We start from the raw sequence: 16,307 nt of genomic DNA, 5'->3' as shown, positions 1-16,307 counted from the left end.
TATTAAGGTGCCCGACAAAGACATGGAACAACTCGCGCTCATTCGTGATGAGTTTCACGGCGAGTGGAACTACATGATTGCTCCTAAACAAAACCCATAGTGTTCAAGTTATTTTTACTAGACTCCTAAGGAAGTTTTTCTCCTTGGTTCAAAAAATTTTGGCTCTTCCGCGCAACAGGCCATTCTGGATGCCTGTGTTGGCAACTTCAGCGGTCTGGTAAATATTGGCGAGATCACCTGGGACGACTTGCAGTGCCTGGCCTTAGCTGTCGATGGCTATCACTTGTCTCAAAGCCTCGACTTGGGTGAGTGCGGAGATTTGGCACATGCCAAAACCCAGGAATACAGGAAAACTGGAAAATGGAACGGTGATGCAGCAGAATTGTGGTGTTGCCTCTTTTTCATGCAGAGGCGGTGGCGTAATGATGGCGGTACACCCGAAGGGAAGGACTGGCAGGAAATCTCCACATTGTTTGAAGCATTGCGCTATCAACTGACGCGTGAAACCGATGGATTGCCTCAGGAAGAACTCCTGTCTCAACCGGTTTTCATTCCCCCTCGTCCGGAAAAGGACCCGCGAGAGCTGCGCATGCTCGACCCGGCCTGCGGCTCCATGCACTTTGGCCTCTATGCCTTTGACCTCTACGAGGTGATCTACGAAGAGGCCTGGGACCGGGGCATGGAATCTCTGCGCGCTGATTTTCCGGACCGAAATTCCCTGCTACGCGAAATCCCGCGCCTGATTATCGAGCACAACATCCACGGCATCGACATCGATCCGCGTGCGGTGCAGATTGCCGGCCTGTCCCTGTGGCTACGGGCCCAGCGCAGTTGGCAGCAGCAGCGGTTGCCGGCACAAAAACGCCCCCAGATTCGCCGCTCTAACATCGTCTGCGCCGAGTCCATGCCGGGGGACAAGACAATGTTGCGCGAGTTCATCGCCTCCCAGTTCACCCCAGAGGAGCAACCAGCCTTTACCTTTTTGCTAGAACGGGTCTTTGACCGGATGACCCTGGCCGGTGAAGCGGGTTCGCTGCTCAAGATTGAGGAGGAGATAAGCGAGGCGGTACGCGAAGCAAAAGGGGTGTGGCAGAAAGGCCCGCAGTATAAGCCGGGCTACCTGTTTGCTGAAGCCATGCCCAAGAAACCAGAGCAATTACGGTTGGATCTTTCGGGAATTTCGGAAGTGGGGTTCTGGGAGACGGCGGAGGAACGGATTTATGCAGCATTGCCGACCTATGCAGAGCGGGCTGAATCTGACGGCTACCAACGGCGCCTCTTTGCTGAGGATGCTGCGAGGGGGTTTGCTTTCATCGATCTGATCCGTAAACACTATGACGCGGTCGTGATGAATCCGCCATTTGGCAGTTTCTCAAAACTCTGGACAGCACAATCAAAAATTAACTATCCCAATAGCTCCAACGACATCCTTGGTGCTTTCGTCGAACGATTTCTCAATCGGCTGTACAACAAAGGTCGCTTAGGCGCCATTACATCACGGACCTGTTTTTTTCTCACGTCATTCACAGACTGGCGACACAATGTGATATTGAAAAAGTCTGCCGTTCGGGTCATCGCGGACCTCGGCCAAGGTGTCATGGACGATGCGATGGTCGAGGCTGCTGCTTATGTCCTTGAAAATACTCTTCCTACATCGAACATGACGGTCTTTCGTGCCATTGCTGATACTGACCGGCAACGAGCACTTGAAGTCTGTTTAGCAGCACACCAAACGGGTAAGCCCGAGTCCAGATTGTTCCTTGCTTATCAACAAACCTTCGATCTGTTACCTGACTCTCCTTTTGTGTACTGGATCGACAACGAGACGATCCAGCAGTTTAATACCGGTTCAAGTTTTGAGCCAGACGTGGGACTAGTCCGAGTAGGTTTACAGACTGGAGATGATCCTCGCTATGTAAGAACCACTTGGGAAGTTGGGTATGAAAATACATTGTTCTGCTACTATCCAAGCAACGGGGATCCTTTTTGTAGTTTCGACGATCCCATTGTTCAAGCTTACTTCGAGCGTCGGAAAAAGGGTGTGCCGTTATGGGCGTTTCATGTAAAATCGGGGGCATCACAACCATGGTATTCACCAATTACTTTAAAACTAAATTATGCTCAAGATGGGGTAGAACTCCGCAATTTCAAAAATGACAAAGGTAAGTTGAAGTCTGCGCTTCGTAGCACAATTATGTATCACCGTCCCGGATTCAGTTGGACGCGTCGAGCAGTTCGATTCTATCCGTATGTGATTCCCAGCAATTGTATCCCCTCGGTCAGCCGCTACATGGCATTTCCCGACCACGGCATACAGGCCGAAGCATTGGGCGTTTGCGCCTCACGGTTGGTTTCGGCATTCTTACGATTCTATGCGGAGTTCTGGCAACGCCCAAACTATTTGGTCGATACGCTGAAGGCATTGCCTTGGCCTCGATTACCCGATGGCGGCAAGGCCCATTTCGAGCAATTGATCTCACGCGAAGTCGAACAGCGTCGACTCGCTTACCAAAATCACGAACCCTTTCACGAGTTTCTTCTTCCCGGCAAGATCCATGATTTCTCCTATGGTGGAAAATCGTTGGCTTTCAACCCCGAATCCCTGCTCGACGCCGAGACCGAAAAGATGGTCGCCAACGCATTCAGGTTCAGCGAGGAACAAGCCCGAGCTGTCGAGCGAGATCTTCTCGAAGCAATTGCCTATCAAAAAAATGGTGGAGCTATCGACACGGATGATGAGGGTCTCAACGCAGGAATTGAAGAAGAGGCCGATGAGGCTGACTCTGATTTCGTCCTCGATTACTCCCAGACCGCACAGGAAGAAGCGCATCTTTCATACCTCCTGGGCATCGCCTTCGGACGCTGGGACATTCGTTACGCCAACGGAGAGCGTCAACCGCCTCCATTGCCAGATCCCTTCGAACCACTTCCCGTTTGTCCGCCCGGTATGCTTCAGAGTACAATAGGGCTACCCGCTGAACTGAAGGACGTACCGGTCGATTACCCGATGAGCATTTCCTGGAGCGGGATACTGGTGGAGGACGAGAGCCACCCTGTTGATATCATCGCCCGTGTCCAAGATGCGTTAAAGGTGATCTGGAAAGAACGCTGGGAAGCCATCGAACAAGAAGCCTGCGAGATCCTCAACGTCAAATCCCTGCGCGACTATTTCCGTAAACCCTCCGGTTTTTTTGCCGACCACCTCAAACGCTACTCCAAAAGCCGTCGTCAAGCGCCCATCTACTGGCCGCTCTCCACGGCCAAGGGCTCCTATACCCTGTGGATCTACTACCACCGCCTCAACGACCAGACCCTGCACACCGCCCTGGCCGATTTTGTCGATCCCAAGATCAAGGATGTGCGGGCCGAGATCATCCTGTTGCGCGAATCGAACAGCAACCGTAGCCGGCTGGAAGAGCTGCTTGAACTGGAGGGGGAACTGCTCGTCTTCCGCGCCGAGATCGAGCGAATCATCAAACTGCCCTGGCAGCCCAACCTCAACGACGGGGTACTCATCACTGCTGCGCCACTGTGGCGACTGTTCCGTCTACCCAAATGGCAGAAGGATCTGAAGGCCTGCTGGGACAAGCTGGAAAAAGGAGACTACGACTGGGCGCACCTGGCCTATAGCATCTGGCCCAAACGGGTGGAGGAGGTCTGCAAAAAAGACCGCTCCATTGCCATTGCCCACGGACTGGAGCACCTCTGCCAGGTTGAACCGCCCAAACCCAAGGCAAAACGAGGTCGGAAAAAGGCGAAATAAGTGCATATCGCGGGCATGGCCCGCTCCTACGGCTCCCCAACGTACACTGGGGGTAGGAGCGGGCCATGCCCGCGAACAAAATGTTTTAAATACGAACAGATGAGCACACCATGACCCTCCGCGACTATATCCACAACCAGGTCTTTGCCCGCCGGCTGCAGGAACATGCAGCCCTGGTCATCTATGACCCTACGCGCCGCTATCGCGATATTGCCTTGGGTCTGGCCACGGACCAGTGCCGGGTCATCGATGCCTCTCTGTCGGTGATTGAACAACGGGAACTGGCCACCGAGGCCCTGAACGAACTGGCCGAGGGCCAGATCCATCATCTGGTAATCTGGATACCGGCTCGACCGCCCCAGGATGTCACAGCCAGCCAGAGTGACCCCTTTGCCGTGTTTGCATCCATCGGCGCGGTCTTTCCCCAGGGGGACGGCGATGATTACGCTTCGATCTGTCGCCTGGCCAAACCGGATCATGTACCGGAGATCAACCGGCTCTTTGCACAAGGAGAACCGAGTTTCGAATTGATCGATGCCCTGGATAAGGGTGGCTCCTGGCCAACATTGAAAACTTTGCTCCGTGCCGGATCGGCCAGGGAAATCCTGCTCGGGGTACTGGCACCCAACGGGCGGCAGGAAGCGGCTTTGAAAAACGACCCCACCTGGGTCGGCGAATTCCGGGAATACTGCCAGCGCAGTTTGGGTCATAAGCTCAAGACCAGGGGCCAGACCCGTCAGTCCATCGCCGACGAACTATGGCAGGTGGTGCTGTTCAGCGAGTTCTTTTTCGATTCGGGGGAGGAGATGCCCCCCGAATTGACCACGGTGCCCAGGGTCGGCGATGAGGCCAGGAATCTGGCGTACGAGGTCTGCAACGAGCTGCGCAAGCATCAGGACCATATACAACTCTATTTCGATCAGGCTCTGGAGGTTGAGGAACGGTTGCAATTAGCCGCCTGCACCAGTGTCATCACCCGGCTGGGTGAGCGGGACACCTTTTCCTTTGCAGAGCGCATCTTCCTTCAGCGCATGGTCGATAAAGCGCTTGATGGGGATCTTGATGGCGCCAGAAAGATTGCCAAGAGTCGGCAAAAATCCATCTGGCTCAGCCAGGAGGAGCGCCTGGCGGAATGGCTGCTGGCGAACAGGGCACTTGAACTTCTCGACATTGCCGACCGGCTCAGCACGCCGAAATATCCCACCCTGGAAACTATTGTCCATGGGTATGCTCTGACCTGGCGCGATTTGGATCGGCACCACCGGGAGATGGAGCAGGCAGCCCTGCAATGCCCGGAAGACCATGACGGCCTGGAGAATCTGGTGCAGCGAGCGCGCAGGGAGTTTAGCCGCTCGGTGGCTGCCCTGCAGGCAGAATTCATCCGCCTGGCGGCAGATGAGGGTTGGCCGGTAAGCAGTGGGCGGATCCTCCGCAACAACCAGCTCTTCAACCGACTCGTGACTCCTGCCCTGGATCAGGGCGAAAACGTAGCCTATTTCCTGGTCGATTCCCTGCGTTTTGAACTGGGGGTCGAGTTGGAGAAGCAGCTATCCGACAAACAGCCGTCGACCCTGCACACCGTCTGTGCCCAATTGCCAACCTACACCGAGGTGGGTATGGCCAGCCTGATGCCCGATGCCGAGACCGCACTGAACATGGTGGAAAAGGGCGGCAAGCTGGTCACCACCCTGAATCACAATCCGGCCATCAACCCGGTGACCCGCCTGGAATACCTCAAATCAATCAAGGGCGACCAGTGCATGGATATCGAATTGGAGGACTTGCTGCGTAAAAAGAAGATCAAACTGCCGGCCCCGGTGCGCCTGCTCTTAGTGCGCACCCGGGACATCGATACCATTGCCCATGGCAGCCCCTCCCAGGCCCTGCAGATGATCCCTGGGCTATTGCGCCAGATCCTGCGGGGTCTGAACAAGGTGGCCGACCTGGGGTTCACCAAGGCGGTGATCGCCACTGACCACGGTTTCATTCTCTTCCCTGAACAGGAGGCCGGCAACGTTGCGCCCAAGCCTGAGGGGCGCTGGCTGGTGGAAAAATCCCGCTGCCTGCTCGGCGAAGGCGAGGAAGATGGTGCCAATCTTGTGTTGAAACGGACTGATGTCGGCATCCCCGGAACCTTTGCACACTATGCAGTGCCGCGGGCTCTGGTCCCCTATAGCCGGGGACAGATGTTTTACCATGAAGGATTGTCGCTGCAGGAATGCGTGTTGCCTTGCTTGACTGTGGAGTTGCAACCCTCCGCGAAGGGCGGGAAAAAACAGGTGCCGGTCGCGCTGACCCTGACCTACCGCCAAGGCAAGATTGACAAAATCACCTCCCGTCGGCCGGTGCTCGACCTGGCGTGGCCGCAGGCGGTTCTCCCTGGCCAGGAAAACGAGATCGAGGTGGCGGTCGAGGTGGTAGACGTTCACAAGGCAATGGTCGGCAGCGTCGGCTCCGGGCAGACAGTCAATCCGGCCACCGGCTGCGTCCGCATTAAATCCGGCAGCGCCATCTCCTTTGGTCTGCGAATGGACGATGAATTCTCCGGCAGTTTTACAATTCGTATTCTTGACCCAGCCACCAGCCTGCAGCATGTCAGTCTCAATCTCAAAACAGGGTATCTTGAATGACCGCCGTCGATCTGGATCGCAAACTCAATGAGGTGTTTTTAGGTAAGGTCGTCCGCAAAGACCTGCTGCTCCATGTCAAAAAGGGGACCAATGTGCCGTCGTTCGTGCTCGAGTTTCTCCTGGCCCGTTACTGTGCCAGCGATGATCCGCGAGAGATTCAGGATGGCATGGAGGCTGTACTGGAAACCATCCAGAAGAACTATGTCCGCCCGGATGAGAGCAACAAGGCCCAGATTATGGTGCAGCAAAAGGGTAAACACACCTTCATCGACAAAATCCACGTCAAATACTTTGAGAAGGAAAAACGACCCTGGGCACGAATGGAGAACTTTAATTCCTCCCGTATTGCCATCAATGATCGTTTCTACAAGATGGAAAACGAGCGTATTTTTGAAGGCGGTATCTGGGCGGAATGCACCGTGGCCCACAATGATGTGGAAGACGACGATTATGCTTTTTACATTGAGAAGTTGAAGCCGATCCAGCTTTCCAGATTCGATTTCGAAGCCTTTGCCGAAGGACGCCGGCAATTTACCCGTGACGAGTGGCTCGATGTGCTGATCCGCTCCTTTGGCCTGGAGCCCAGCTGGATGAGCCAGCGGTTGAAATTCCATTACCTGGCCCGGCTGGCGCCGCTGGTGGAATCCAACTTCAACTTCATCGAGTTGGGGCCGCGCGGTAATGGCAAGTCCTATACCTTCAGCGAATTCTCCCCCTACGCAACCCTGCTGGGGGCTCCCACCTCCGCTGCCACCCTTTGGTGGAACAACCGCCGCAATCAGGTGGGCTTGATCGGCTTCTGGGATGTGGTCGCCTTTGACGAGGTCGGCGAGGGCGTGGTGGTCCGCGACAAGGAGACCTTTCAGATCATGAAACAGTACATGGCCAACGGCAACTTCACCCGTTCGACCACGGTGACCGCCAATGCCAGCCTGGCCTTTGTCGGTAATATCGACGACTCGGTGGAGGCGATTGTCAATTCACCGGAGCACACCCTGTTCAAGCCCCTGCATCCGGTGTTTGACCTGGCCATCCTGGACCGCTTCCATACCTTTGTGCCCGGTTGGGAGATCCCCAAGAACAAGGACGAGAACCTGACCCGAAATTACGGCCTGATCATCGAATATCTGGCCGAGGCCTTTCATCATCTCGCCCGCAAGACCAACCGATTTGCCCAGGTTAAGGCGCAATGCAAACTTGGCCCGGGGTATGATCAACGTGATCAGACCGCTGTACTCAAGACCGTATGCGCTTTCGTCAAGATGCTTCATCCTGGCTGCGATCCCACTCAGGAAGAAATAAATGAATACCTGGTGTATGCCATTGAAGGGCGGAGACGGGTCAAAGAGCAGTTGAACAAGAAAAAACCGGATGACGAGTTTGCCAGCATCAACCTTGGCTATTTTGATGTCACCGGCAACCTGATCACCGTGTTCTGTCAAGAATCACGGGAGGCAGCCGCGACCCAGCACCCCAACCGGCCACAGGCGGAAACAGGCGAAAAAGAACATCCGCAGGCGGAGGCTCAAGCATCGGCCCCATCTGTGGATGCACCGCCCCAGGAGGAACCGGAAACCGCGTCCGCCGCCCCGGAAGATGAACCGGTCCCCTCAGCCCATGAACCCAAGGAGCGCCACTACCGCATTCATTACGGTGCGATAGGATTCTCCTACGAAAGCATTTTCGGCGACTACCTGCCAGGCTGCGAGGAAATTGTGATCGAAGACCCCTATATTCGCCAGCACCACCAGATCATCAATTTTCTTCGCTTCTGCGAGACGGTGGTCCGCATCAGTAAACCAAAAAAAATCCAACTCATCACTAAATTCGACACCCAGCTGGAGAAGGATGAGGCCCTGCCCAAACTGCTCTCCATTGTCGACAGTCTCAAGCTGTACGATGTTGAACTCGATATCCGGGAAAGCGCCACTCTGCACGACCGTGTAGTACGGCTCAGCAACGGATGGGAGATCAAAATCGGCCGGGGGTTTGATATCTACCAGAAGCCAGATGATTGGTTACAGGTTGGTGCCAATGATTTGGATCTCCGGCCCTGCCTGGAGACGAATGTGGATGTGATCCGGGTTGGTTCGTGAATATTTATTGGTTCACTATTATTTGATGCCAAGGTAAAAAAATCCACCATGGAAACGTACTGGGTTCCCGGAGTAAATTATCTCGGCAACTACGACCGCTGGACCTTTGCCGAGTTCACTGAAGTGTACCGGATCGAAAGCGATTTCGAGGTCAGGGTGACGGCCACCAAGTATCTCAACGCCCTGACCGAGGGAGGTTTCCTTGAGAAACGGAAAATCAGCCGGTCCAATTATCATATCAACCTGGCGCTCAATGCGATTGTGACGCGTGAAAATTTGCGTGGAGAGTAAATGAACCATGGCCGCAAAAATCAATTCCAAACTCAGCGTCGAAACAATCACCCACGAGGGGGCGACTCGCAAGAACATCCGCTCGGTCGAGCACCAGTCGCTGGTTTACGCCGTCATCGTCGCCGCGGCTGACAAGATCCCCAACAACACCCTGGAAGAAGATCCCAATCTGCTCATGTGGTACGACCAGGCGGTAACAAGAATGGGAGGTGAAAAGACCTTATGAACACGAATTCAAATAAGAGCTGGAAATAAGCCATGGATATTAACGCCAGCATTATTGATCAGCAGCTAACAGGGCTTTTAGAGAAGCATTCCGACTGGTTACCAGCAGGTGATGCTAATAAGCAGAGATCAGCCGCCTTCGTTCTGCTGTGTATGGCAAACTGTCTTGATATTCCGCAAGAAGATGCCGTTGAGCTGCTAACCGAGGGCGGAAACGATGCCGGTGTCGATGGATTACACATTGGCGAAGTGGAGGATGGTGAATTCCTGGTCACGGTATTCCAGGGGAAGTACAAGATCAACAATCTCGATGGTACTGCCAACTTCCCTGAGAATGGAGTCCAGAAAGCGGTTAATACTGTTCAGGTGCTGTTTGATCCGGCGAAAGAGATCAATCTCAATCCGCTGCTGAAACCCAAGGTGGAAGAGATTCGCTCGCTGGTACGGGATGGGTATATCCCTAATGTCCGGATGATATTGTGCAACAACGGTGCGAAGTGGACGGAACAGGCGCAACGATGGATTGATCAGTCGGGGCTGCCAGAGAAGCAGACGCTTTGGATCCACTTCAACCATAATTCCATTGTTGAAATACTTCGCAAAGCCAAAACCGTCGATGATACCTTACGGATGGTAGGTGATGCAGTATTCGAGAATTTTAATTTCCGTCGGGTGGTTATTGGCAAAGTTCAGGTTTCTGAGATCGCCGAGTTGTTCAACCGGCACCACGATCAACTCCTTCAACGGAACATCAGGCGTTACCTTGGCTTGAACGAGAATCGGGTGAATGTGGACATTCATCGTACGCTGGTTAATCCGGAAAGTCGGGAAAATTTCTATTTCTTTAATAACGGCATCACGATTATCTGTAAGAGCTTCCGTCATAACGCACTCCAAGGCGCTAATTTTCAGCTTAAGCTGGAGAATATGCAGGTGATCAATGGCGGGCAGACCTGCAAGACCATTCAGCAGACCCTGAATTCTCCGGATTTGTTTGCCGATTACCAGAACACCTATGTCATGGTGCGCATTTATGAGCTGGCTGATGATGATCAGGGCTTTGTGACCGATATTACCTACGCAACCAACAGCCAGAATCCGGTGGACCTTCGTGACCTTCGCTCGAACGATGCGTTTCAAAAGAATCTCGAACTGGGAATGAAGGATCTGGGATTCACCTACAAGCGTCAGCGAGAAGAAGGTGGGGCTGGCTCAAGCGTCATTACAAGCTCGATCGTGGCTGAAGCAACACTTGCGGTATGGCGGGAAAAGCCGCATCAAGCCAAGTTCCGAAGAAGAGAACATTTCGGAAAGCTTTATGATGATATTTTCAGGGAACTGAATGCAGCACAGGCCATTCTAGCCGTCCTGATTTTCAGAGATGTGGAAAACGAAAGGAAACGACCATCTGCTGAAACGCCACCTCCCTTCATGCCTTACGCGTCCCACTATGTCTCCATGCTCGTTGGCCGAGAGCTGCTTCATGACCAAGGGATAGCTCTCAAGGATGTTTCGCATCGCAATTTTGCTGAACTCCGGCAACGCCTCCAAAACAACGAGACAAACTACCACGCACGGGCAGTCGAAGAAGTCACCGTCGCCCTCAGGGAATGCTACGGTGATAGAGAAATTTCTCTCCAACAACTTTCTGCCACCTTCAGGCGCGGCGATCTTCTTGAAATGTTGGGATCGCATGAATAGAGATGGAATCACAAACGAACGCGAATGAATTTTTGAGAAACCGATGAGCGGTGGACATTTCGATGACCTCATTATATGTTGATGCTGCGCAATTCATGGATGTTCGAGTGTACTTTGTTCGTTCCAGACAAGGGGTTGACACGGCAAATATTTGCCTCCCTGATGAGCAGGGAAGACGGTCTCTTCTTTATGATGAAAAGGCGTTCAAGGCGGTATGGATGGTTTTCGATCCGCTGTATACAGTCTGTATAAACCAGGAAAGAAGGGGTTAATATGATTGTAACCTGCAGAAATCTAATGTAATAATTGAACAGTCAATGTGATATCCGTACGGTCGGCGGGGTGCCACGATCTTTCACTCGGAGAGCAATTCCGCTATGTTGCATTGCTGCCGGCGCGGGATATAATCAGATGATTGATGCAAATGAAAGCAGGATCATGAGGAGGTCTCGATGAAAATAGCTTATAAAATTGCCATTGCTGTCTTTTTTGCGGGAAGTACATCCGTCTCGGCCCATGAAATTGTCAACCGAACCATCAGTGAAAACGAACTGCTGGCTGCCCAGCAGGGCTGGTGTGAAGCGCTGGTTGAAATCAGCGGTACACACACCGCAAGTGGACACGCCGCCGCCAAGGCACTGGCTGAGCGGGTTATTGACGAAGCGTATGGCTACCAGATGGGCGCAGTCCTGTTTAAACCCACATTAACCACAACCCCGCAGACTTTTCGAACGACACCGGCTGGCGCCTTGTCGTATTTCGTTGGTGGTGACTCAACATTTCCCAATGACAGCGGCTTTGCGCTGAAAGGCTGGACAAAGTGCGAGGCAGAGAATGCAGCCTTCTTTATTGCCGGGAATAGCGCGAGCACGATGGGGAAGGTGCACTTCACGGACCAGGACGGCAATGTCACAACCGTGGATAAGACCTGGGGTTTTGTAAAGGATGACGATGGAAATCTGCGAATCATTCTGCATCATTCTTCCTTGGAGTATATTGAACCATAATCCTGTTGTGCCAGACGCACACGAGGGGCAGGTCGGGGCTGAGCAAGCTTGTCCTGCGGATGGGTCTTGACCAGGTAATCGATTCGTTCCCGCAACAGGCCGGCAACCGCCAATCCGGCATCGTCGAGATGGCTGAGTTGCGCAAGCTCGGTGAGGCTGGCATCGCTGATGCCGTAGAGGCTCTGGAACTGCTGGGTGAACTCGTCGGTGATCAGGCCTGGGCCTCGGCGACAAAGGCGGCCAGACGGTTACGGGTCGGTTTATCAAAGGTTATGGAATACTCCCTTGGAATATGCTGGCTGTTGTCGGCAGGGGGAGGTCATTGCCTGGATCCTTTCGGCTGAAGCGACTCCAGCAGGGTGCGTCCTTGTTCGGTCAGGCGATACCGTTGTTTGCTGCTGCGGGGTTTGTCCGGAATGGTCATTTCGATGAACCCGGCTTCAAGGGCCGGCAGTAGATATGCGCTCCGGAAATACTTGTCCCCGTCGGACAAATGATCTTTACCTCTGATCCAGGACCTCCCGCACTTTGGTGGTCAAGTCGTTTTTGGTGAAGGGTTTCTGGATGAAGTTGACCTCCTTGTCCAGGACGCCATGGCGGGCGATGACGCTCGCGGTATAGCCGGACATGAACAGGCATTGCACATCGGGATAGACTGTCAAGATGTTCCCTGCCAGGTCGAGGCCGTTCATCTCCGGCATGATCACGTCGGTGATGAGCAGGTCGATACGGCCTGGGTACTCTTGTGCCAAACGGATGGCCTCGCCCGGTGTGCCGGCCGCCACCACGGTGTACCCCTGACGTTCGAGCATCATGGTGGTCATTTCCAGGATGTTTGGTTCGTCCTCCACCAGCAATATGGTTTCATGGCCGCGTGCCGCTGCCCCAACCCGATCCTGTGCCGGCAGGGGTTCCGTGGTGATGACATGCGGCGGCAGGTAGATCCTGAAGGTCGTTCCCTGGCCTGGTTCGCTGTACACGGTGATGAACCCTTTGTTCTGGGTGACGGCGCCGTAGACCGAGGCCAGGCCGAGACCGGTGCCCTGGCCCTGCTCCTTGGTGGTGAAAAAAGGCTCGAATATATGGCTGATGGTCTCCCGGTCCATCCCGTGGCCGTTGTCACTGACCGCCAGCAGCAGGTACCTGCCCGGGGCGGCCCCGGTGTGCACAGCGCACCAGGCCTCGTCGAGCGAAGCCATCCCCGTCTCAATGGTGACCTTGCCCGGACCCTCGATGGCATCCCGGGCGTTGACGCAGAGGTTGGCCAGGATCTGGTCGATCTGGGAAGGATCCATGTTCACCGGGCGAAGGTTGCGACCGGGTAGCCAGATCAAGTCGATGTTTTCGCCGATGAGCCGGCGTAGCATCTTGAGTACCCCTTCCACGGTTTCGTTGAGATCGATTATCCTGGGGGCAATGGTCTGTTTGCGGGCAAACGCCAGCAACTGGCGGGTCAGGTCGGCGGAGCGCTGGGCCGCCTGCTGGATGCCGTGCAGGGCTTTGTGCATCGGCTGGTCGGGTGCCACCTGCTCCAAAGCCATTTCCGCATACCCGATGATCACGCCCAGCATGTTGTTGAAATCGTGCGCCACCCCTCCGGCCAGCCGACCGACCGTTTCCATTTTTTGTGCCTGAAGGAGCTGTTCCTGGAGCTCTGCATGTTCCTTTTCAACCCGCTTACGCTCGGTGATATCCGTGGAAATTCCAGCCAAGGCCACCATGGTTCCCTGCTCGTCCAGAACTGTCTGGGTTCGACAGTCCATGAGGACCTCCTGACCATCAGCAGTTCTGTTGACCACCTCCCCCCGCCAGGACCCGTATTTGAGAGTCTGTTCAAGAATCTCCTGTTGAGTAGCCCCTTGATCGGGATTATCTGCATACTTATCGATCGAGGCGCCAATGATTTCCTCGCGGGAGTACCCCAGTGCCTGAACTACAGACTCATTGACATAAGTGATGACACCGTCGAGGTCGGTCACCGTCACCCGGTCCTGGATCTGATTGAGCACCAGCGATTGCAGTCGCAGTTGCAACTCGGTTTGCCGTTGTCGCTCAAGTGCACGGGCCAGTTTGACCGTGCTGAAACTCAACGAAGAGATCATGGTGGCCAGTCTGGAGTAGAAGGCCATGACATCCCAGGCTGTCTCCCGGTCGTAGCGGGGAACCCTGTCGAGAGCGGCGAGGTATTCCTCTTGGTCGAATCCGCAGCAACGGGCCTGCTCGCGAAAACGCTCCACATCCGGTTCCTCGTCGCCATAGAAGAATTGCCCTAAAAATATGTTGCCCAGGTGGCGGCCGGATACCTCGATGGGCGAGGCCATATCGTTCATGCCGTTCTTGCACAGGTAGGATTTGAAGGTTCCCGGTGTTATGTCACAGGCCAGAACAGTATCGCTCTCCTGGCAGTTCCGCAGCGTCTCATGGTGGCGGCGATGGAATTTTGTACAGATATCCTGCCAACCGACGCCCACCAGTACCTTGCCGTTGGTGTCCACGATGGCGCTTCCCAGGCCGGTGATTCGATGAAAAGTCTCAAGCAGGGCCTGCACAGTGGGTCCATCGATAATATCCGCCAGTTCCAGGGAGCCGAGATCGCTTTCCGGTTCAAGAATGGCCTTGAGTTTGTTGCGGATGGAGGCTTCACTTTCCCGGAGCGCATTCTCCAGCCGTTTACGCTCGGTGATGTCAACGGCAATGCCAGTATGCCCGACAACTTGTTTTTCTGGGTTTGTCACCAAGAATGATTGTTCTTGGACCCATCGAATTTCACCATCGGGTCTGACTATTCGGTATTCAAGGTTGAATTTTCCAGTATTGGAATATCTTGCGTACTCGGCAAATACAGCCGGTTTGTCCTCTTCATGAACAGAATCAATAAAGGACTGGGGGTTTTCGTACAAACTCTGACAGGTACGTCCCCATATTTTCTCGTACGCAGGGTTGATGTACAGCATTTGGCTGTTATCAGCACTGCGCAGCCAGAACACTTCGCCAACGTTTTGACTGATCTGTCGGAATTTATCCTCGCTCTCCCGCAACTCCGCCTCGGCTTGAACGCGTTCCGTTATGATCTCGGTATACACAATAATCCCACCGATCAATCCGTTCGCGTCATACCAGGGCCGACACGCCCAGCGTGACCAATCGACCGTGCCGTCGGCACGTTCATACGGGTCTCGTTCCGAGCTGCTGACTTCCCCCGCGAGGGCCTTGCGATGGACTTCGCGCCACTTTTCCGGCAGGTCGGGAAAGACATCGTAATGATGCTTTCCGATAATGTTTTGCTCGTGAACCCTGAAGTCTCTCAGATAGCGATCACTGACATACAAATAGCGCAGGTCGAGGTCATGCACGGCAACGGCGCTGTTGGTATGTTCGATAATGTATTGCATCAATTCATTCGAGTGCCGCAACGCCTCTTCCGTCTGCTTACGCTCGGTCACATTCCGGCTGCTGAAGAACAGCGACGAAGGGGATCCGTTGTCATCGAACAGTATTTTGCCCATTGTCTCCAGCCAGAGATAGGAGCCATCCTTGCAACGCTGGCGGTATTCGACAGTCCGCGTTTTATCGGGGAATGGATGGGAGACAAACTCTGTGAATTCAGCTGAGATATACGCGGCATCGTCAGGGTGGACATACTCAAAGACGCTTGTGCCAAGGAGTTGTTCCGGCGTAAACCCGAGAATTCGATGGGAAGGGCCAACATAGGTGAAGATTCCAGCAAAATCGGTCATGGAAACCATGTCAAACATATTGTTGGTTATGTTTTCCAGGAGATATGTTCTTTCCTCAAGTTGTGCTTCCGTTTGCTTCCGCTCGGTGATATCTCGTGATACGCCGACGAAATTCAAACACCTGCCGTCCTCACCAAATACTGGCGTGATGTTGCCTTCATGCCATCGCCAAGTCCCATCTGCATGTTTGACTCGGTATTGAGGGCCAGGTAGTGTTTTTCCGGCATCAAGAACCCTTGAAATGTACTGTTCACACTTACTCACATCATCTGGATGGACAAAAGGTTGCAACGCCTGGTCTTCCATAAATGCCGGGTCATAGCCAAGCGTCTCTTTCCACGAAGGAGCGACATAGGAGAAGATACCATCCGGTTTCAATTTCCAGATCAGATCACTGGAATTATCGACGAGAAACCTGAAGCGCTCCTCGCTCTCCCGCAAGGCCTTCTCCGCCTGGTACTGAGCGGATATATCGATAGCTGAGGTGGCGATGCATTGCGGGATGCCGTGATCGTCTTTGATAAGGATACCGCTCATCAGCATGGGAAACTCCGTGCCATCCTGGTGGCAATGCCAGACGGTTGTGGTTGCGAAATATCCATCCCGAATCATGGAGGCAACGAGACGTTCAGCCGCTGCCATTTGTTCCCGGGTGTGCAACACGGAATAATGGCGTCCAGTTAATTCCTCGGGATTGTACCCATGGATGTCGGCAAAGAACCGGTTTACGTAGTGCCTGAAAGAAAACCCCCATTTTTTACCCAACGGCGCCTCGGCGGGGTCATCGCTAATGAGAATGGTTTTCTTTCTGGTGTTGGTTTTTAGCTTTAACGCGCTAAAAATGAGAACGGTTCCCA

Annotated in this window: 9 protein-coding genes and 1 pseudogene; 8 read left to right on the top strand and 2 right to left on the bottom strand. The window is 53.9% G+C overall.

The annotated features are described in order from the left end of the window. The first annotated feature begins 319 nt into the window (after positions 1 to 319). The 8 genes from pglX to JWG43_RS16370 all read left to right on the top strand — a co-directional run bounded on the left by pglX (position 320) and on the right by JWG43_RS16370 (position 12,057). A complete protein-coding gene (gene pglX / locus JWG43_RS16405) occupies positions 320 to 3,763 on the top strand; it encodes a BREX-1 system adenine-specific DNA-methyltransferase PglX (protein ID WP_205244031.1) in 3,444 nt (1,147 codons plus the stop codon). A gap of 110 nt (positions 3,764 to 3,873) precedes the next feature. Continuing rightward, complete coding sequence (locus tag JWG43_RS16400) at positions 3,874 to 6,393, top strand: PglZ domain-containing protein (protein ID WP_205244030.1); 2,520 nt, start codon at positions 3,874 to 3,876, stop codon at positions 6,391 to 6,393. Continuing rightward, the gene (gene brxL, locus JWG43_RS16395; RefSeq protein WP_205244029.1) at positions 6,390 to 8,489 is read left to right on the top strand and encodes a BREX system Lon protease-like protein BrxL; all 2,100 of its coding nucleotides are present in this window, start codon (positions 6,390 to 6,392) and stop codon (positions 8,487 to 8,489) included. The genes JWG43_RS16400 and brxL overlap by 4 nt, the downstream gene beginning before the upstream one ends. Positions 8,490 to 8,537: 48 nt before the next feature. Beyond that, positions 8,538 to 8,780, top strand: coding sequence for a hypothetical protein (locus JWG43_RS16390; RefSeq protein WP_205244028.1), 243 nt, complete (start codon positions 8,538 to 8,540; stop codon positions 8,778 to 8,780). 7 nt (positions 8,781 to 8,787) lie between these two features. Next, positions 8,788 to 9,006, top strand: coding sequence for a hypothetical protein (locus JWG43_RS16385; protein WP_205244027.1), 219 nt, complete (start codon positions 8,788 to 8,790; stop codon positions 9,004 to 9,006). Positions 9,007 to 9,038: 32 nt separating this feature from the next. After that, entirely contained in the window at positions 9,039 to 10,706 is a 1,668-nt protein-coding gene (locus JWG43_RS16380; RefSeq protein ID WP_205244026.1) for an AIPR family protein, read from the top strand. Between the two features lie 452 nt (positions 10,707 to 11,158). Then, a complete protein-coding gene (locus tag JWG43_RS16375; protein ID WP_205244025.1) occupies positions 11,159 to 11,713 on the top strand; it encodes a metal-independent carbonic anhydrase family protein in 555 nt (184 codons plus the stop codon). 59 nt (positions 11,714 to 11,772) lie between these two features. Continuing rightward, entirely contained in the window at positions 11,773 to 12,057 is a 285-nt protein-coding gene (locus JWG43_RS16370; protein ID WP_205244024.1) for a hypothetical protein, read from the top strand. Here JWG43_RS16370 and JWG43_RS20090 read toward each other — a convergent pair. Further along, positions 12,033 to 12,194, bottom strand: a pseudogene (locus tag JWG43_RS20090) (Fic family protein); the annotation flags it as partial. The gene JWG43_RS16370 and the pseudogene JWG43_RS20090 overlap by 25 nt on opposite strands. A gap of 19 nt (positions 12,195 to 12,213) precedes the next feature. Further along, positions 12,214 to 16,307, bottom strand: a 4,094-nt coding sequence (locus JWG43_RS16365; RefSeq protein WP_205244023.1) for a PAS domain S-box protein, incomplete at its 5' end; no start/stop codon positions are given.

Source organism: Desulfobulbus alkaliphilus, from assembly GCF_016918545.1.
Taxonomy (GTDB): domain Bacteria; phylum Desulfobacterota; class Desulfobulbia; order Desulfobulbales; family Desulfobulbaceae; genus Desulfobulbus; species Desulfobulbus alkaliphilus.
This window is presented reverse-complemented; position numbering and strand designations above follow the sequence as displayed.